This window comes from Bacillus sp. CZDM1, assembly GCF_055502545.1.
In genome coordinates this window covers 1-19,189 of sequence record NZ_JBUESO010000007.1, presented here as the reverse complement: position 1 = coordinate 19,189, position 19,189 = coordinate 1, and the positions used below count along the sequence as shown (strand labels likewise).

At 39.5% G+C, this 19,189-nt stretch carries 17 protein-coding genes, 1 pseudogene and 1 riboswitch; of the genes and pseudogenes, 9 read left to right on the top strand and 9 right to left on the bottom strand.

Annotated elements, in window-relative coordinates; translation table 11 throughout:
* The first annotated feature begins 261 nt into the window (after positions 1-261).
* From ACY3XC_RS16755 to ACY3XC_RS16745, 3 genes and pseudogenes are all read left to right on the top strand, one after another.
* Positions 262-5,499 (top strand): 5'-nucleotidase C-terminal domain-containing protein, encoded by a 5,238-nt coding sequence (locus ACY3XC_RS16755; protein WP_464869553.1) that lies wholly within the window; start codon positions 262-264, stop codon positions 5,497-5,499.
* Positions 5,500-5,517: 18 nt separating this feature from the next.
* Positions 5,518-5,610, top strand: a pseudogene (locus ACY3XC_RS16750) (LPXTG cell wall anchor domain-containing protein); the annotation flags it as partial.
* Positions 5,611-5,818: 208 nt separating this feature from the next.
* Complete coding sequence (locus ACY3XC_RS16745) at positions 5,819-6,541, top strand: SGNH/GDSL hydrolase family protein (RefSeq protein WP_464869552.1); 723 nt, start codon at positions 5,819-5,821, stop codon at positions 6,539-6,541.
* A gap of 55 nt (positions 6,542-6,596) precedes the next feature.
* Here the strand turns inward: ACY3XC_RS16745 and ACY3XC_RS16740 are convergent, their stop codons facing one another.
* The 3 genes from ACY3XC_RS16740 to ACY3XC_RS16730 are packed head-to-tail and all read right to left on the bottom strand — an operon-like array spanning position 6,597 to position 8,589.
* Positions 6,597-7,640: a penicillin acylase family protein gene (locus tag ACY3XC_RS16740; protein ID WP_464869551.1), complete on the bottom strand. Its 1,044-nt coding sequence runs from the start codon at positions 7,638-7,640 to the stop codon at positions 6,597-6,599.
* Positions 7,637-7,918, bottom strand: a complete 282-nt coding sequence (locus ACY3XC_RS16735) for a penicillin acylase family protein (RefSeq protein WP_464869550.1) — start codon at positions 7,916-7,918, stop codon at positions 7,637-7,639. Before ACY3XC_RS16735 ends, ACY3XC_RS16740 begins: the two co-directional genes overlap by 4 nt.
* A complete protein-coding gene (locus ACY3XC_RS16730) occupies positions 7,915-8,589 on the bottom strand; it encodes a penicillin acylase family protein (protein WP_464869773.1) in 675 nt (224 codons plus the stop codon). Before ACY3XC_RS16730 ends, ACY3XC_RS16735 begins: the two co-directional genes overlap by 4 nt.
* A gap of 300 nt (positions 8,590-8,889) precedes the next feature.
* A riboswitch (TPP riboswitch) is annotated at positions 8,890-8,988 on the top strand.
* Positions 8,989-9,074: 86 nt separating this feature from the next.
* Between ACY3XC_RS16730 and ACY3XC_RS16725 the strand changes: the two genes are divergently transcribed.
* From ACY3XC_RS16725 to ACY3XC_RS16710, 4 genes are read left to right on the top strand one after another with little or no spacing between them, the layout of a single operon-like run.
* Positions 9,075-9,677: a YkoF family thiamine/hydroxymethylpyrimidine-binding protein gene (locus ACY3XC_RS16725; RefSeq protein WP_464869772.1), complete on the top strand. Its 603-nt coding sequence runs from the start codon at positions 9,075-9,077 to the stop codon at positions 9,675-9,677.
* A complete protein-coding gene (locus ACY3XC_RS16720) occupies positions 9,678-10,259 on the top strand; it encodes an ECF transporter S component (RefSeq protein ID WP_464869549.1) in 582 nt (193 codons plus the stop codon).
* Entirely contained in the window at positions 10,246-11,862 is a 1,617-nt protein-coding gene (locus ACY3XC_RS16715) for an ABC transporter ATP-binding protein (protein ID WP_464869548.1), read from the top strand. Before ACY3XC_RS16720 ends, ACY3XC_RS16715 begins: the two co-directional genes overlap by 14 nt.
* Complete coding sequence (locus ACY3XC_RS16710; RefSeq protein WP_464869547.1) at positions 11,849-12,628, top strand: energy-coupling factor transporter transmembrane component T family protein; 780 nt, start codon at positions 11,849-11,851, stop codon at positions 12,626-12,628. The genes ACY3XC_RS16715 and ACY3XC_RS16710 overlap by 14 nt, the downstream gene beginning before the upstream one ends.
* A gap of 63 nt (positions 12,629-12,691) precedes the next feature.
* Here the strand turns inward: ACY3XC_RS16710 and ACY3XC_RS16705 are convergent, their stop codons facing one another.
* The 3 genes from ACY3XC_RS16705 to ACY3XC_RS16695 form a co-directional block, all read right to left on the bottom strand.
* Entirely contained in the window at positions 12,692-12,973 is a 282-nt protein-coding gene (locus ACY3XC_RS16705) for a DUF3221 domain-containing protein (protein WP_464869546.1), read from the bottom strand.
* A gap of 30 nt (positions 12,974-13,003) precedes the next feature.
* Positions 13,004-13,453, bottom strand: a complete 450-nt coding sequence (locus ACY3XC_RS16700; protein WP_464869545.1) for a DUF6376 family protein — start codon at positions 13,451-13,453, stop codon at positions 13,004-13,006.
* Between the two features lie 106 nt (positions 13,454-13,559).
* Positions 13,560-14,006 (bottom strand): helix-turn-helix domain-containing protein, encoded by a 447-nt coding sequence (locus tag ACY3XC_RS16695; RefSeq protein ID WP_464869544.1) that lies wholly within the window; start codon positions 14,004-14,006, stop codon positions 13,560-13,562.
* Positions 14,007-14,189: 183 nt separating this feature from the next.
* Here ACY3XC_RS16695 and ACY3XC_RS16690 point away from each other — a divergent pair, with 183 nt between their 5' ends.
* Positions 14,190-14,801, top strand: a complete 612-nt coding sequence (locus tag ACY3XC_RS16690; RefSeq protein WP_464869543.1) for a transposase — start codon at positions 14,190-14,192, stop codon at positions 14,799-14,801.
* Positions 14,786-16,276 carry a YifB family Mg chelatase-like AAA ATPase gene (locus tag ACY3XC_RS16685; protein WP_464869542.1) on the top strand — a complete coding sequence of 497 codons (1,491 nt, stop codon included), beginning with the start codon at positions 14,786-14,788 and terminating at the stop codon, positions 16,274-16,276. The genes ACY3XC_RS16690 and ACY3XC_RS16685 overlap by 16 nt, the downstream gene beginning before the upstream one ends.
* 141 nt (positions 16,277-16,417) lie before the next feature.
* Here the strand turns inward: ACY3XC_RS16685 and ACY3XC_RS16680 are convergent, their stop codons facing one another.
* The 3 genes from ACY3XC_RS16680 to ACY3XC_RS16670 all read right to left on the bottom strand — a co-directional run bounded on the left by ACY3XC_RS16680 (position 16,418) and on the right by ACY3XC_RS16670 (position 19,009).
* Positions 16,418-18,025, bottom strand: coding sequence for an aminotransferase class V-fold PLP-dependent enzyme (locus ACY3XC_RS16680; RefSeq protein WP_464869541.1), 1,608 nt, complete (start codon positions 18,023-18,025; stop codon positions 16,418-16,420).
* Positions 18,018-18,584, bottom strand: coding sequence for a glycerol-3-phosphate acyltransferase (locus tag ACY3XC_RS16675; RefSeq protein ID WP_464869540.1), 567 nt, complete (start codon positions 18,582-18,584; stop codon positions 18,018-18,020). Before ACY3XC_RS16675 ends, ACY3XC_RS16680 begins: the two co-directional genes overlap by 8 nt.
* Positions 18,585-18,787: 203 nt before the next feature.
* Positions 18,788-19,009, bottom strand: a complete 222-nt coding sequence (locus ACY3XC_RS16670) for a hypothetical protein (protein ID WP_179156629.1) — start codon at positions 19,007-19,009, stop codon at positions 18,788-18,790.
* Between the last annotated feature and the right edge of the window lie 180 nt (positions 19,010-19,189).

Here is a 19,189-nt window from a genome sequence, read left to right as displayed (position 1 = left end):
AAGAAAAAATTACAAATTTTTACAAATAATAATTTTTCTTGTTAGTAGAATTATATAATCATATAATTCTACTAGGAGGTGTCTGAATACATAGAAGTAGTTAGAAGTTTGTTAATTTTGAAAGCGCTTTATCTCTTCAGCTTAAGTGATAGATTACTAAAACTTAGGATGATAAAAAGACTTGGAGAATTAGAGGGGTCATTCAGAGAAACAATGCAATTTAATGTAAATGACTATTGATTTAGTCATAGGAGGAGAAACATGAAAAAGAGACATAAAAAGAGTTTGAGTATTGTCACAGTTCCTGTCTTACTTATGAGTTTACTTTCACCAGTGGCTAGCACGAATGTAAAAGCTGAAACTGCTAAGGATTTGATTATCTCAGAATATATTGAGGGCAGTAGCTATAATAAGGCTATTGAATTATTCAATGGTACTGGTGCAGAAGTTGACCTCACTGGATATACACTAGAAATGTATAATAATAATTCAAGTGTTACTACTGGTACTACAACAACAAATCTGAGTTTACCATTAGATGGAAAAGTTGCGGATGGGGACGTATATGTAATTAGTAGATCAGATGCAGATGCTGCCATTCTTGCTGTAACAGACAAGTTAGATGATAAAAAAAGTGTCATTAATTTTAATGGTAACGACCAAGTTGTACTAAGAAAAAATGGGCAAGTAGTTGATTCAATTGGACAAGTTGGCTCAGTTGCGAATGATCTCAAAGATGTGTCTCTTGTACGAGACAGCGAAGTTCTAACTGGCGATACCATTATTGATGATGTTTTTGATATAAACAAGTGGAATAATTTAGGGATGGATAAGTTCACTGACATCGGCAAACATACCATGGGAAGTGACAATCCTGGTGAACCTGATCCAGAACCGATACAACTCGTCTCTATTGCAGATGCACGTAATGCAGCTGTTGGTGAAACAGTAACAATAGAAGGTATAGCGACAACTGATACAGGTCTTTGGGGTAACGAAACTTTCTATATGCAAGATGACACTGCGGGGATGTATGTTTTTAGAAGCCCAAAAACTGTCAAACCAGGTGATGAAGTAAAATTAACGGGTAAAATGACTGTATATAAAGGCGAAATTGAGATTGAACCATCTAATCTTGAGATTGTATCATCAGGCAATCCTATTCCTGCAGCACAGTCTGTTAAGGCAGTTGATAATACAACACAAGGTGAATTACTGAAGCTTGAAAGAGTAACTATTACTAATATGACTATGGATACCTATGGAACTGCTACGTTCCAAGCTAAATTTGAAAGCGGCGAAACCGTTAAAGTTATTCACGATAACCGTACAGGATCTACTTATGATGATTTAGTAAAAAAATATAAAGAAGGCGATCTAGTTCATATTATTGGACTTGGTTCTATAGTTGATACAGAATTCAATTTAAAAACAACTGGTCTAGATAGCTATGATCTAGTTAACAAACCAGCAGTTTATACTACAATGGATCAAGGTGTTGTATCAACTGGTACGAAGATTGAATTAAAATCTGGCCTTGAAGGTGCTGAAATCTATTACACAACAGATTGCACAACTCCAACTGCAGCAAGCACAAAGTATGTTGAACCAATTGCATTGGAAACTGGTGAAACAACCATTAAAGCGATTGCAGTTGTAAACGGAACTGTAAGTGAGGTATTTAGTTTTACGTATAAAATTTTATATACACAAGGTATTGCCATCCATGATATCCAAGGTAAAGGACATGTTTCCGAATATAACGGAGCTTCCGTTCAAGGGATTACAGGGGTTGTAACTCACAAATTTAATAGCAATAGCTTTGTTATGCAAGAAATTGCGAATGTAGACAATGACAATGCAACATCAGAAGCAATTGAAGTGTCTAAAACAGCTAACGGAGTGAATGTTGGTGATACAGTAACGGTTGACGGGAAAGTTACAGAAAATAGCGGCGGTGCGAACTTGTCTACAACTAGAATTACTGCAACTACAGTTACAAAAACAGGTACAGCTGAATTGCCAGCATCACTTGAAGTTGGCAAGGATATAATGCCTCCGAACAAGGTCATTGATAATGATCAAATGCAGTCATTTGATCCAGCGGAAGATGGTATTGATTTCTGGGAATCTGTTGAGTATATGCGCGTATCATTCCCGAATGCCCTTGTAGTTGGACCTCCGTATTCTAACGATGTACCAATTGTCGTTGAAAGTACTACAAACAATCAATTGAATGTTTTGGGCGGAATGAATATCGCAAAAGACGATTACAATCCTGAGAAGATTTTCCTTGATAATGTTGGTTCTGATTTCCGTTCTGGTGATAAGTTTGATGGTACTGTTGAAGGTATCGTAACTTATTCTTCTAACGGCTATCAAGTAGCCACTGATAAGACCAAATTGCCTGCTCTAATAAAAGCAGATTTAAAACAAGAAGTTACGCATATTGTACCTGCAAAAGAAAAATTAACTGTTGCATCTTACAATGTTGAAAACTTCTCAAATAATACAGCAAACACACCAGATGTTAAGGTTGCAAAAATCGCAAAGACGTTTGTAGAAAATATGAAATCTCCTGACATTATTACACTTGTAGAAGTTCAGGATAATGATGGAGAAACCAATTCAGGAAATACAGATGCAACAGAAAGTTATAATCGGTTAATTGAGGCGATCAAGGTTGCAGGCGGCCCAACATATCAATGGACAGATGTTGCACCTATAAACAATACAAACGGTGGTGCCCCTGGTGGTAATATTCGTGTTGGATACCTTTATAATCCAGAACGTGTTACATTGGTTAAAGGAACAAAAGGTGAAGCAACTCAAGCAAACGGATGGACTGAAAATGGTAACTTAAAACTTAACCCAGGCGTAATCAATCCTGATATATTCGCCGGAACGCGTAAACCTATCGCTGCAGAATTCGAGTTCCAAGGTCAACGTGTCGTTGTGATTGGTAATCACTTGAACTCTAAGGGTGGAGATGAATCTCTATGGGGATCGAGCCAGCCGCCTAAATTAAACTCAGAAGTTCAACGTCTAAAATTGGCCCAGGAAATTAACAGCTTTATTAAAGCAGGTCTTGCACAAAATCCTGCTCTGAATGTAGTTGTTGCTGGAGATATGAATGATTTTGAATTCACACCAGTTCTTGAAACACTTAAGGGCGGTGTTTTAACAAATATGGTTGATAAAGTTCCTGCTAAAGACCGTTTCTCTTACTTCTTCCAAGGTAACAACCAAGTATTAGACCATATTCTAGTTTCAAATAATCTCGTACCAAACACTGCAGTTGATATGATTCATATTAATGCTAATTTCACGGAAGCACAGGGACAAGCATCAGACCATGACCCTGTATTAGTTCAAGTTGATTTCCCTGATTTATCAATTATTCATACGAATGATACACACGCAGCTTTAGAAAACATGCCTAGAACCGTAACAGCTGTGAAGGATGTAAGAGGTACAAATCCTGGAGCACTTCTTCTTCATGCTGGGGATGCATTTACTGGAACATTGTTCTTCAATGAATTCCAAGGAAAAGCAGACTTAGATATGATGAACCTGATGAAATTTGATGCGATGACCTTTGGTAACCACGAATTTGACTTAGGTTCTTCTGCTCAAGGACATCAAAAATTGGTTGACTTTATTAAGGGAGCTAATTTCCCATTTGTAAGTGCAAATGTTGACTTTTCAAAAGATGCAAAATTCGATGGGGTATTCAATGATTCAATTGTGACAGATATTGAAAATGGTCAAATCTACAATGGAATCATTAAAGAAGTAAATGGTGAAAAAGTCGGTATTTTCGGTTTAACAACGGAAGAGACAGCAGATATCTCAAGTCCAGGTACTGTTGAATTTCAAAATTATATTGATGAAGCGAAAAAAGCAGTGGAAGCACTAGAAGGACAAGGTATTGAGCGTATTGTTGCATTAACTCATATTGGTTATGACGACAATGTAGCTATCGATAATGACTTGATCCTTGCAGAACAGGTAGAAGGCATTGACGTGATTGTGGGCGGACATAGCCATACAACATTAACAAAACCAGTTGTTGTTGCCAAAGATACAACTCCTACTGTGATCGTTCAAACAGGTAACTCAAACAGCAATCTTGGTGTATTAAATGTTGAGTTTGATGATAATGGTGTTGTAGATGCTCATAATGGTAAACTAATTGCAATCGATCCAAAAGTTATAGCTGCTGATTCTGAAGCAGTGGAAGTATTAAAACCATATCAAGATCGAGTAACTTTAGTATCTAGTACAGAAATTGGTGTAACTACTCCAATAACATTGGAATCTCCTCGTACGAATGGTGACAATACTAAACCAAGTGTACGTAAAAATGAAACAATTCTAGGTAACTTAATTACAGATGGAATGCTGAAGAAGGCAAAATCATTCACTGGTAAGAATGTAATCATGGCATTACAAAATGGTGGCGGTATCCGTGCCTCAATCCCAGAAGGACCAATCACGGTTGGTGAGGTAATCACAGTACTTCCATTTAACAATACTCTTGCAACAATGGAAGTAACAGGTGCTGAGTTAAAAGCGGCATTTGAAATTTCTCTTTCTCAATACCCAGCAGAAAATGGCGGATTCCTACATGTAGCCGGTGGTAAAGTCGTTTATGATATGTCAAAACCATCTAAACAACGTATTGTTTCTGTATCTTATCTAAATGAAGCTGGTAAGTATGTAGAAGTTCAAGATAGTGAAAAGTACATTATTGCAACTAACGCATTTACAGCAAAAGGTGGAGACGGTTATGATGTCTTCGCAAAAGCTTATGCTGAGGGACGTGTAACTGACCTTGGTCTTTCAGATTGGGAAAACTTACGAGACCATTTAGTAAGTATTGGAAGCGAAGGAATTCCAACTGAAATCGAAGGTCGAATTGTTGATGTGAAAGATGTAGAACCAGTAGAAATTAAAGTTCCAGTAATTAAAAAAGGGAACAAGTATACAATAAGTGAAAATGCACTTGAAAAACTTGAAGATAAAACAGTAGTTATTGTTGAAGTTGATAATAAAACAAAGGCAACTTTAACACTTACTAAAGCACAAATTCAAGCTTTAAAAAATGCTAGTGCAGTGGTTGTGGTAAGCAATGGAAATATAAATGTACAAATTCCCGCTTCTATGCTGCCAATTGCAGAAAATCTTGATCTTCTTATTAAGAAAAAGCAAGAAAAAGGCGCATTAGCTGCTTATGACTTTACAATTGAAGTCGATGGCAAAGAGTATCATAAGTTCAATGAAAAAGTTAAACTTACGTTTAAGGGTGATCCCGAACAAGTTAAATATCCTGAAAGTGTAAAAGTTTACTATTGGAATGAAGCAAAAAAGAACTGGGAGCTAATCGGCGGGGAATACAATAATGGCGAAATTTCTGCTAATACAGATTACTTCGGTACATTCGGTGTATTCGAGGTTACTCCAGATTTTAAAAGGATCCCAACAAAAGGAAATTAAACTTCCGAACACAGCAACAACAACTTTAACAATTTACTTGTAGGATTAATGTTACTTTTAGCTGGTAGTGTTTTATACTTTGTTAAGAGAAGAAATATTACATTAAAATAATATGTAATAAGAAATCTTGAATAGTAGGATTTTCAGAGCTGATCAAATTCATGGAAAGTGAATTTGATCAGCTTTTTATATTTTAATTGAATATTCGACTTATCTATTAGTTCTTTTTGTATAAATATGTAATATTATGAATGTTGTGGACTAGTAATCTCTCTGTTATGATTTATGTGAGCGTTATAAAGAACGGAGGGGTAGTATAATGAGAATTAGTAAGAAGTTTAAGAGTTTATTGTTAGTAGGTGTTTTAGTAGCATCCTTACCGGTTTCCGCGTTGGCAAAAGGTCCTGAGAAAAAAACAATTGACTATGTTGCGTTAGGGGATTCACTAGCGGCAGGAGCTACACCTTTTGGAAAAAAAGATTTTGGATACCCTGATTACCTAGCTAAACGTTTTGAACAATCGCAGTACACGGTTAATTTTGACAATTTTGCTGTAGGTGGGTATAGAACGGAACATGTGTTAAAAGACCTTGAAAAGAATAAAGATAATGTAAGAGAAAGAATTAGTGAGGCCGAGTTCATTACCATTGATATTGGTGGAAATGATTTGCTGCCAGTAGTTAAAAAAGATCCAGCCAATGTACCAGCTACAATTGGCAGTATAGCAGATAATATAGATATAATTTTAGAAACAATTGATGAATTAAATCCTAATGCGAAAGTATATGTAATGGGTTATTTCAATGTCCTGCCATATATGCCAGGTCAAGAAGTTTTATTACCTATATTAGATACCTTTAATGGTGCCATTGAGCATACAGCCATTGTAAATGGTGATACCTTTGTACCTACTGCTAACATCATAGCAAAGGACTACCCAACTTATCTGCCAAACCCAGCTGATATTCATCTTAGTTTAGAAGGATATCAAGCAGTAGCAAAGGAATTTTGGAAATACATTGATAAGAGTAAAAATAAATAGAGATAGACAATTGAATTACAAAGCCCCCTTCGGAATGTTGTGAAGGGGGCTAACATTATTTTTTATTCGATTTTAAAATGTCTAATACCATCGGTTTATATTCCCAGTTGGCAAATAATAATCTTTGGTCATCGAAGTGTGGTGAAAACGGGTTGCCGCTTTGACCCGGAGGCATGATGTTAACGCTTTTCGTATTGGATTTTGAAAACTCAACGATTTGGTTATAGGTGCCTCGGTTCATATTAGGGATTGGGGCAACTCCTATTGCACCAAGCTGCTGAAAGTTGATTTTTGAAATAGGTGTCCGCCAATCCTCCAAGTTTTTACCTTGTACAGCATGCTCAAGGCTGTTTAGAACAATTTGGTATAGGTCTAAGTCACCAAGGAATGCATACTTGGTCTTAAGATCTTCCTTATTAGCATTGAGGACATGGTATAGTAAATCATTCGAGTTCCCGCCGATTCCATTCAATTGGATAAATACAGTCGATTTCACATTATCGAACCAGCTGCGGAAGATCGTCAGCCCCGGGTCATCGTATAGCCCATCATTATTTTCATCCCATTGATACATGTTCCAATTTGCTAAGATGTCCGCTGCATTCTTTACGTCCTCCGGAAGTTCCTGGTCATTGTTTATTTTTGATAAAAGTAAATCTTTAAAGAAATAGGCATTTAATTCGATGTGCCCGGCCCTTTTGTTAATTTCCTCCATATCCGACCATGATACTTTATTAAGCGAGTCAAGCTGGTCAAGGATAAATCCAACGCGATGGGTTGGTCCAAATAAAGATTCCGTATACTCCCATTCGGCACTAGGCTTATTGTTCCAGTTTGCCACATATCCTTGAGCAGGATTAATGGCTTGTGTATTAGATTCAAAAGGAGCAATTCCCTGCCAGTCCTGTGAACCATCCCCGAGCATTGGGAGGCGGTTATCTGTTTCTTCGGCTCGTAATGCATTTTGTCCTGTAATCCAGTAACCGAAGTTACCTTGCTGGTCAGAATATAAGAAGTTATGGGAGGTTGGAATTTTTTTAGCGGCCTCTTCAAATTGTTTGATATTGCTTGCTCTGTTAAAGTCGTAGAAGCCAATCATTGCTTCGATTTCCTGGCCCAGTGAGCACGTTTCTGGGTGTAGGCTGTTTGAGTATCTTTATGAACTACAGGACCGTAGATGCTTCGGTATATAGGATAGTCAATTACAGTTCCACCAGCAACTTTTATTGTTTCGATCCGAACTTCAAAATTGACCCATTTTCCTTTATGCCAATATTGTTCAGGATTCGCAGGATTAATTTTTAAAACAAAGGTGTCGATTTGATCCCCCATTCCAGTTGTAGTGGTCCAGGCAAAGTCATTCCCACGTCCGATCAAAGGAATTGGTCAGCGCCAGCAAAGGCCATTCCCACTGAATTGTAGCCCGCGCCATGAATGCTTACTTCGTGGGAAATCTGTGGAGCAGAAAAGCCCATTTGTGGTCCGCCAAGTAACAGGGTACCACCTGATGCACTTCGTGAGGGACTGACAACCCAGGCGTTACTGCCCCCTTTGTGAGGGAAACCAAACGCTTTTTCAATATCCAGTTTCATTTGCTGTTCCTGTTCTAGTTGCTTCGCCACTGCCTCACTGTTCGGGAAGTTTGTTGTATCTAGCTTACTAGCCTTTTTAACACCTTTATCTGTAGTGGTGTGAAGAGAGACAAGGGCGCTTGGGTCGTTCTTTAAATTAATGGTTTCGAATGCTTTCAACCCTTGTTCTAGGCCAAATTTCGACTGTAACTTGATTAATTGATTAGCCTTTCCAAGTTCTCCGCCCCCGCTCTCTCCAAATCTCCGCACCATTAACTGTTGGACTTTAAGAGAATCGACAATGGTCCATTTTGTTGGTTTTTGCCCCTGGAATTCTGGTGGCAGTGCAGCAGCTGGTGTGGTTTCTATGTAATGGTTGATTCCATCAATATAACCCTGTAATCCGCGCTTTACATAATTAGGAAGACGTTCAAATTGTGCAAGGGCTTCCTCATCCGTGTATCCGTCACGGCGTATTATAAACTAGCAGCAATGAAAGTTGTGGATAAAACCGACAAAAAACGTTTCCCTTTCAAAAAATCCCCTCCTAATAATAGATACATGTTCACTATAACGCATGTTTTATGTGAAAAATGTAATTTTATGAAAGGGTTTGCATTGCAAAGAATATAGAATTTCGACAGGAAAAACAAGATACGACACTGTCCGCCTGAGGTGGACAGTGTCCACGAGCGGTGACAGGCACCGCAAAACAACTTCCTTTACAAGATGGAAAATTTATCATAAGATTAAGCCAACATTTAAAATTGCATACGGTTTTTGCACTAGGGGAGCTTTTTGGCTGAGAGGACGTTTGTCCGACCCTTATGACCCGATCTAGATAATACTAGCGTGGGGAAGTGCAGGAGAAGCTTATCTTGATATTTGGCTACGGATATGATTCGACTGCATTCCCATGGGATGCAGTTTTTTTGTTGCCAAAAATTCAATGGGGGTATTGTATTATGACTAATTTTTGTGGAACAAGTGAAATCACAGGAGCGCGTTTTTCGATTTATCCGATGTCTGATAGCTTCGTAGATATTATTCTATCAGCATTAGAAGAAGTGGATACTTCAAAGGTTTGGATGGAGTCGGACGATGTGAGTACATGTGTAAGAGGCAGATCCGAGCATGTATTTGATGTCGTAAAAGCGATTTTCCTAGAGTCGACAAAAAACGGTGATCATGTTGTGCTGCAAGCCACCTTTTCAAATGGCTGTCCGGGAGATTCTGCAGGCGATGTTTATCTTTCAGAAAACGCTGATCGATTAAATGAGGAAAAATCGCTGCAGATCCAGCAAGAGGTTGCAGTTCAATTTGCGCTATACCCAATGGGTATTCCTACATATATGAATGTGATTATGGATCAGTGTAAACTTGCTCAAGGACAGGGGACTTTTACAAAAGGTGTTCACTATGCCTCAAGACTTGATGGCGATGCAAACAAGGTTTTTAAAACGTTAGAGGATGCTTTCCAGGGCGCGCACGATAGCGATTCTACTCATATTGTGATGACGGTTGTGATGTCTGCGAACAGCCCTTCAAAAAAGGGGGATAAATAAATGCTCGCAAAATGGAAACTCCGTGAGGTTATTGTTTTATCCGTACTAGCCGTTGTTTTTGCTGTCGTCTATTTGTTATTTCTCCAACTGGGGAATGTCCTTTTCGGCCTATTTGGTTTGATTGGCTATGATATTATTTTTGGAATTTGGTTTATCGTTTCGATCATTGCTGCCTATATCATCCGCAAGCCGGGTGCTGCTTTTCTATCAGAAACAGTCGCTGCTACAGTGGAAGTTATGCTTGGAAACGCCGTTGGACCACAGTTGATCATCTCCGGTATGATTCAAGGTTTAGGTGCGGAAGCTGTCTTTGCCGCAACAAGGTGGAAGAATTATTCTACCTGGGTATTGATGGCAGCAGGGATGGGTTCATCCGTATTTAGCTTTGCTTGGGGCTTTTATGTCTCAGGATATGCCGCTCTGTCGCTAGGTTATGTGACTGCGATGTTCTTTTTCCGTCTTGTGAGCGGAGCACTGCTCGCCGGATTACTTGGAAAGTATTTAAGTGAAGGTCTTGCTAGAACAGGAGCCTTAAACAGTTTCCCATTAGGAAAGGAACACAAGCGCAATGTCACCGTATGAGCAGATTAAGGCAGAGGGACTGGGATTCAGCTATGAAGAGGGCGATATTTTTACAGACCTAACCTTTTCGATTGAAAAAAATCAATCCCTGCTGTTATTAGGTCCAAGCGGTTCTGGAAAAAGTACGCTAGCCTATTGTCTCAACAAGTTATATCCAGAAGCAGTGGATGGGGTTATAAAGGGGAGCATCACTTTTGAGAGCAAGAATCTGGATGATTTTAAACCCGGTGAGCTCAACCAAAAAATAGGGATTGTGTTTCAAGACCCAGAAAGTCAATTCTGCATGCTGACCGTTGAGGAGGAAGTAGCGTTTGGCTTGGAGAATTTCCATGTACCACGGGCAGAGATGGAAGCAAAGATTGATCATGCACTAGAATTGGTCGGCTTGCAGGCTGAAAAAAAGACCACCATTCATACCCTCTCTGGAGGGCAAAAGCAGAAGCTGGCGATTGCTTGTGTCTTGGTTCTCCAGCCTGAGGTTATCATCCTTGATGAACCGACGGCTAACCTAGACCCGCTGTCAAGCTCAGACCTGGTAGAGACCATCGCTCGTTTAAAGAAAGAGCGCCCGTTTACTCTGATTGTTGTTGAACATAAGCTTGATGATTGGGTGGAACTGATTGACCGCTGCCTTGTCCTAGATTCTAGCGCGAGGATCCTTTTCGATGGCACGCGTGAACAATGTTTTGGAGAATTTGCTCCTTTTTTAAAAGAGGAAGGCATTTGGCTGCCCAAGGTAGTAGAGGCAGCCATAACAGCAAAGAAGGCTGGCGTGTATAAAGGGGAGCGACTTCCGCTCCGAAATCATGAATTACTTTCAGGACTGAAGGACCCAGTTGCTTTTTTTAAAAAAGAAATCAAAACCATGTCCAAAAGCGAACCTATCCTCGAAGTTAGTGGTCTTTCTGCTCGCGGACACTTGAAAAATGTTAGTCTGACGATTCATAAAGGAGAACTGAGTGCATTGGTTGGCGCTAATGGTTCGGGAAAAACGACGCTATCCAAATGTTTGGCCGGGCTGATTCCACTTTCACAAGGTGAGATTCATTTTCTTGGTGTCCCACTATCTAAGTGGAAGGAAAAGGATTTATTTCAGCTTATGGGCTACGTATTTCAAAATCCTGAGCATCAGTTTATCACTGACAGTGTTTATGAGGAAATTGCCTTTGGTCTGGAGCATCGGAAATCCGCTCTTTCCATCCTTGAAAAAATAGGTTTGGAAAAACACGCAAATGCCCATCCTTTTTCCCTTAGCCAAGGACAGAAGCGTCGATTGAGTGTGGCAACCATGCTCGTTCATGAACAAGAGCTGCTTATCCTGGATGAGCCGACATTTGGGCAGGATGCCAACACGGCATATGAAATCATGAGGGTTCTTGATGAAAAGAAAGGCGCAGTTTTTATGATCACCCATGATATGGAGCTGGTTGACCAATATGCTGATACCGTACATGTATTGGATGAAGGAGAGTTGATCTTCTCCGGGACACCTGAGAGCTTGTGGGAAAAGCATGAAGTTGTAGACAAAGCAAGGCTAAAGCTGCCTTTTAGGAAACAGCAGCTAAATGAAATCGTAAGGAGAGAGATTCATGTTGCTACATGAGGTGAATCCAAGTATAAAAGCATTCGCGGTTGTCATTTCTATTCTTATTTTGTCGGTGTTTTTTGATCCGATTACACCGCTTGTGACGATCCTCTGGTCCATAACGGTCACCTTCCTATTCGGCCGTGTTTCATTTAAAAAATGGCTGTTGTTATTCACTCCGTTTTTATTTATCGCGTTTATATATGTATGGACAACGATGTTGTTCCCACGGCTGCAAGCAGGCGATTCGGTCATTTGGCAATGGGGGTTCTTGAAGCTGACAGCAGAAGGCTTTCAAAGAGGAGCTTCACTTGGTTTACGAGTGTTAAGCTTTTCCACGTTATCAATCATGTTTACGTTAACGACAAAGCCAACTGACTTTCTCTTAAGCCTAATGCAGCAGTGCAAACTGCCGCCAAAGCTCGCTTATGGAATTATGGCCGGATACCGATTCCTGCCGTTAATCAAGGAGGAGTTTCAGACTCTGCAAAACGCACATCGAGTAAGAGGCGTAGCAAGGGCACGAACTATACCGGAAAAGGTAAAGCAGCTGAAGCGATACGTGATTCCACTCCTTGCCGGTGCGATTCGTAAAGCAGAACGAACCGCACTTGCGATGGAATCAAAAGGCTTCACTGGAGATAAAAATCGGATATTCTACCGTGAGATTACGGTGTCGCGTATTGATTGGCTCTTTTTTATTCTCATGATTGGTGCCGTTTGTCTCAGTGCTATTATTTCTTGGAAACTAGGATATTTACAGTTTTATAATAGAGAACTTTAAATACCATAATGTTAAGGCATTACGGTAGCAAAAGAAAACAGGCTGAATCTGTCAGCCTGTTTTCTATTTGATGATCTCAATATTTAAAGCCGTGCCTTGTAAGGGATAGGACTCTCGAATTTTTCCATCTGTCCAAACCGTAACACTTTGACCTTTTTCGAAGTCTCGGCCATCGGTTCCATCAGGCAGTGAGAGCCAGATTAACCCCAATTTTTCATCTTCTACTAAAATGCTGCTGCTCTCAACCTCGATAACCGTTCCTTTAATATCATATTCACCTTTAACATTGCAGCCTGTTAGTATGATGGAAAATATAACAAACGAAAAGATAAGGAATTTCTTCATGTAGCTCTACCTCCTTGTTTTGGAGTCGAACTATTCACCACCAAGCTGTTGAATTTGGTCAATGATGCTGGTGATTTCTTGAACGGATTGAAACAGCTCAGTATTTTCAAGAATAGCTGGATCAAGCAGTCCATCCTTGAAATTGTTTAAATATGTTTCAATTTCAGTGACAATGACGCTGTTTTGTTCGATAATTTGCTGATGAAGCTCAGCCGCAATATCTGGTGCTTGAATTTCACTAAAGGCTTGAACGGTTTCCTGCATTTGTTGAAGCATGGTCTGGAGATCCTCAGCCGCCTGGAGGTCACCAACCGCTTGCTGAGCAAGAGCAGGGGCATCACTAGCAAAATCAGTCGCAGCAGACAAATAATCAGTTGCTTCATTAATATAAGTAATCGTATCCTGTGCATCATTAAGGAAAGAACATCCCCCAAGTAGAAATAACATGCTGGCAGTCAATATAATCAATAATTTCTTCAAAATAAAACCTCCATTTAATGGTGCTTTTTAGGGTGCCTGTCACCACTCGTGGACAAATGAACCTATTTGTCCGTGTGGAGTGGACAGAGGGCTTTTTGGCGGTGTTTTATTTAGATAACATGTTATATCTATTACGGAGGCTGATAATTGAGGCTGTTGGTTTATTTTCGATTATGTTTATTTTCTTTTTTAATTGATGTTTTGAATGTTTATTTTTGAATTTATGTGATCTTTTCTTTTGTAGAACTAAATTTCTTTGTTTGTCTCTTTGCTTTGTTAATTCATATTTATTACGTGCATATAGTTCGTTCCTATTAAGAAAATCAATATTTTCCTTTTCAATCTCTGCAAATAACGCGGTAGGATTCATTTTAAATGCCCTAGCAAGATAAAAAAAGATTCCAAATTGTATATCTGGGTACATCTCTGCTTCCAGTTCTCGAAGAAATTTCGGGTCTTCGTCAATAAGTTCAGCAACATCTTCAATTGATAGCTGCCTTTCCATTCTTAATCTGCGTATTACTTTACCATGTTCAAATTTTCCTAAATACATCTTTATCCCTCCTATCAAGTTAATTATATAACTAATTGCAATTAATTAGAAATGAATGACCTTTCTTCTGCTTACTGAGAAGGGATTTTGGAGGATGGTGTCGAATGGTATAATTTAATGTCTCCGTTTTTCAACTCACCAATTTTTCATCAATCAAAATCCAACGAAATAGGAGTGACCACTATGGGCCGAAAACGCCGTGCTTGGTTTCCAGGTGCAAAGTATCATATTACAAGCAGAGGAAATCGGAAATCTACGCTTTTTTATGATGATGAGGACCGAATGAAGTATCTAAGCTTTTTAAAAGAAACAATGGTTCGCTTTCCATTTACGCTCCACACCTTCTGTTTAATGACCAATCATACACACCTCCAGATTCAAACTTCAGACACTTCTCCAACTATTCTTATGAGTCACCTCAATACAAAATACGCCAAATATTTCAATAAGAAGTACGACTATAGCGGGCATGTATTTGAAAAACGATATGGAGCCGAATTATTAGATTCCCTTGATTACGAATTCGATGTCAGCAAGTATATACATCTGAATCCGCAAAAGGCTGGACTTGTAGATGAGTTAGAGGACTATCCATGGAGCAGTTACCACGCTTATGTTTATGGCGAAATTAGCCACCTTGTTGACACTAAACATCTGCTTTCCTATTTTCCTTTCCCCGCTTCCAAGCATTATGAGGAATACATAAAGACACCCCTAGCGGATTTATTTTTACTCGACAATGGGAAAGTCTTGATGATTTCTAGAAAAGAGGAAAATCCATGTGTGCAAAAGTAACGAGTATTGGCTTAAAAGGAATGGAAGGATACCGGTTAAATGTTGAAGTGAAAACGTTTGTAGGAAATGATTCTATACGAATTGTTGGTCTCCCTGACGCTGCCGTTAAAGAGTCCAAAGAGCGTATCCTAGCTGCGCTTCGGTCATTAGGATATACCGTAAATGGGCAAAAAATAATCATCAATCTTTCACCCTCTGAACAAAAGAAAAGTGGTCCAATGTTTGATCTTCCTATGGCTATTGGTGTCTTAGTAAGTCTGAATGAATTGGTCATATCGATACCGGAAAACACGGGATTTATTGGAGCACTCTCTTTGGACGGGGCGGTTGTTCCAGTTGAAGGAATGCTCCCTGCTGTTCTGGCTGCGAAAAGGTTAGGTATAAAAAGGCTTTATATGCCTTATGACCAAAAGCTCCCGGTCCTCGATTTCGATAAGCTGGAAATTTTCTATATATCTACATTGGAAGAAGTAATTGAGAACTTAGAAGGAAGGGCGGGAGCACATTTTACTCCAAAAATAGAGGAGATTGATTTACAAAATAATAATCATAACTTTATAGATTTCCATCAGATAATCGGACATAAAGGTACTAAAAGAGCATTAGAAGTGGCTGCAGCAGGGGGGCACCATGTCTTGATGACTGGACCACCAGGATGTGGGAAGAGTATGCTGGCAGAAAGCTTTCCTTCTATTTTGCCTCCATTGTCAAAGGAAGCACAACTAGAAATACTTGCTCTTCACCAGTTAAGTGGAATCAGTTATCCTAATGCAAATTATCCCCCATTCAGAAATCCTCATCATTCTGCTTCAGGAATCTCCATAATTGGCGGCGGGACATATCCTAAGCCTGGAGAGATTTCCTTAGCCCATCGAGGTGTCTTATTCCTTGATGAAATTGCTGAATTTCCGAAAAAAACATTAGATATGCTGCGACAGCCGTTTGAAAATGGCAAGATTACTATCAGTCGTACACATGCAACTCTTACTTATCCCGCATCCTTTATCTTAATTGCTGCCATGAATCCATGTCCATGTGGGCATGCTGGTTCTAATACACATTATTGCACATGTACGCCAAGGCAGACTCTATCTTACCACAATAGAATATCTGGTCCGCTTCGTGACAGATTTGATATTCATCTAACAATTAAGCCTGTTAATATAGAAGTTGAAACTGAAAAAGGAGAGATAACATCAGAATACTTTCAACATAGAGTAGAAACTGCAAGGACCAGGCAATATGAGCGGTATGGAAAAGAACTATGCAACAGCAGAGTCAGCTATGACACACTGCAAGAAACAAGTCAATTAACCCAAGAACAACAAAAAATCATTCAACAGCTTTCCTCAAAGAAAAACTGGAGCAATCGAACCCAAATAAAAATCATCCGACTAGCCCGAACTATATCCGACCTAGAGGGGGAAACCGATATAACCGATCAAAGCATTGAGGAAGCTGTCCTTCTTCGTTGAAGGAGACACCTTCATTGATGGTGACAGGCACCGCCCGTGGACAGTGTCCACCTAGGGTGGACACTTCCACCCCTCAGGCGGACACCTAAAAATAAAAAGGTCACTGCCAGGATTTCTAACTGGCAGCGACTCAATCTGTTTCTATTGACCATTTACTAATACTTGTTGTTTGGCATTTTGTTCATAGGTTATTACTCTATTTAAAAGGTGAGCCATTTTTTCCAAATCTGAGGCTGCATAGTGGTCGATGCAGGCAATCTGAATCCAGTTTCTTCGCTGTAGATAATCGCTTTCGTAGTGCAGCTGGTAGCCATGGTTGTAGAGAATATCACCAACAACAACGGAAGAAATGCAGCTTGGTATCTCAATCGTGAGAATGATCGGTGAGCTGTTCTCCTCGCTGACAATGGTAAAGCCAAATTGTTTAAGCTGATTGTTTAAGAAGGAGTGTGTTGCCACCACTTTTTCAAAGGTTTCGATATTAATATCTTCTAATGCTGCCAGGAGAGCCTCTAGGAGGTTGGATGACTGCGAAAACGGGATGCTTTCTTTTGCCATGTAGGTTCCTAGATCCAGATATTTCGGTAGTGTTAATGATGGCTGCACCTCGTGGTGGTGGAAAACGAACGAAAGTCCTGTTAGTGCGCGGATTGCTTTTCCACTAACACCTGTTGCCAAAAATACTCCATCTAAATCTACTTCCAATGCCCCTAAAGAGCTAATACAATCCACGCATAGCTTGAGTTGGTGCTGTTTAGATATCTCCTTCAACATACCAAGGTCATTGAGCATACCAGAGGAGGTTTCACTGTGAACGGCCCAGATCCAGCTCGTTTCCTCTAATAATTCAGCAATAATTTCATCACGTGTGAAAGCCTGTCCCCAATCTTTTTGAAGTACATCGAACTTCAGTCCCAATCTACTAGCCTGTTCTACTAAACGACCGCCAAATTCACCATTAGCTAAAATTAGCCCCCGTCCTGTTTCTAAGGACAACTGCCCTGCCACAACATCATTGGCAAGTGTTCCAGAGCCTAGGAAAATATGAACATATTTACTATTAACCAATTCACCAAGAATACCCTTTGCTTTCTCTAGTTTTTCCTTATACAGGTCTGACCGATGAGAAATCGGGGTTTTACTTAATGCGTCCATAACTTTATTCGAAATTTGAACCGGTCCTGGCAAAAAGGGGATGGACGGCGGCAGAATTCTGCCAGCAATAGATTCATCAAATGTTTTCTTTGTTAAATACATAGGCTGAAAGGGTGCTTCATCACTCCCGGTTAATTGAGCAAAAGGCTGAAATCCTAATTGACCGTAAAGCTTTAATTGGCGGACTGTTCCGGAGATAAAAGCAATATCGTACCCCTTTTTTATGCAATATTTTATTAGAAACTGCGCAAGTCCTAAAAATACTCGGCCATTCCGGTATTCTTTTTTGACAGATAGAAGTCGGACTTCACATGGGGCGTTAACTGGAAAAGATAATGATTGTTCAACTGGACCGATTTTTCGATCAAGTGAAAATGGTCGATTATCGCGAATCGCAGTCATGCCAATCACTTCGTTTTCTTTAATACAAATGATATATGTATTTTCAGCATGGAATGCATCCACTAACTTTTGTTCCTCATTTTTTTGGTGCTGTGGAATTTCCTCTGAAAAGGTTTGATAGTTTAAACGATGAATTTGTTCGAATTCATCAGGAGTAGTGGCAATTTTGAAAAAGAATTCGTGCTTACTCATTAGGTTTCAGCCTTTCCTTGAGATTTTCTGTATGTGCTGCGTAAAGCATAGCGATTATACCTAATGCTACGATGCAACTTAGCCAATCATTATTTTTTATAAAAAGTACCACTGGGATAAAAAGAAAGGTCGCTAATCCTGCTAAAGTGAAGCTTTTCATAAAAGGATAGAGGACGCAAAAGCCCAGGATAATTACTGGAACAAACAGTGGCTCAAAGGCGATAATTCCACCAATGAAGGTTGAAATCCCTTTGCCACCCTTAAATTTCAGGGTAATCGGCTTTATATGGCCTAAGATGGCCAGGGCAAGCCCTATTAGTTGAATAGTTTCAGAGAATTGCAAGTAACGGGCAGCTAAAATAACTAGGCCACCTTTAAGTGCATCTCCGAGAAAAATCAGTACAAAAGCCGTTTTGCCATGAAGGCGGCCGGCGTTTCTTGCACCTACATTACCGCTCCCTTGAACGCGAATATCCTTACGATAAATGATCTTCGTGATAAGAAAGCCAAACATGATACTGCCAATAAAATAGGAAAGAATAAAATATAACCAAATCATTCGAAACACAACCTTTGCGGGTTCTGGCTATAAAAGGAAAATATGAATTCATTACCATTATAATATGATTCTTACATTATTCACATATACTTTGTTAAAACAACCTTTAAAAGGCAATAGAATAGCCTACACCAAGCATTAAGAATGAGTGCTCTCCCTATTACTTAATAGAAAAACATCCTCCAGTTGAGGATGTTTTTCTATTAGTCGCCACCGCCACCACCGGAATCGCCGCCCCCTGAGTCGCTGTCTGCGCTGTAGGAATGATCGTTGCTATAGTCGTTGTCGTAATGAGAGTGGCGGCTTTTGCTATTACTTCGGTTAGGGAAAATTAAAAAGGCTAATATAATCGATAAAACCCCAAAAAATACTTGATCAGCAAAAATCAAATAAACCCCAAAGACAAAAATGAGGAAACCTACCAATCGTAAAATCCCTCTCAGAAGACATTCCCCCTCAAAAATTTCCATTTATAAATAGATATTATCTCCTAAGGCTTTTTATACGTTTTAATTTGAGGGGGTGCCTGTGCGTTGCGACCTTTAAAGTAGACACTATAAAACCAGAATTATAAAAAGGAATCAGTGATGAATAAATTACTCTGG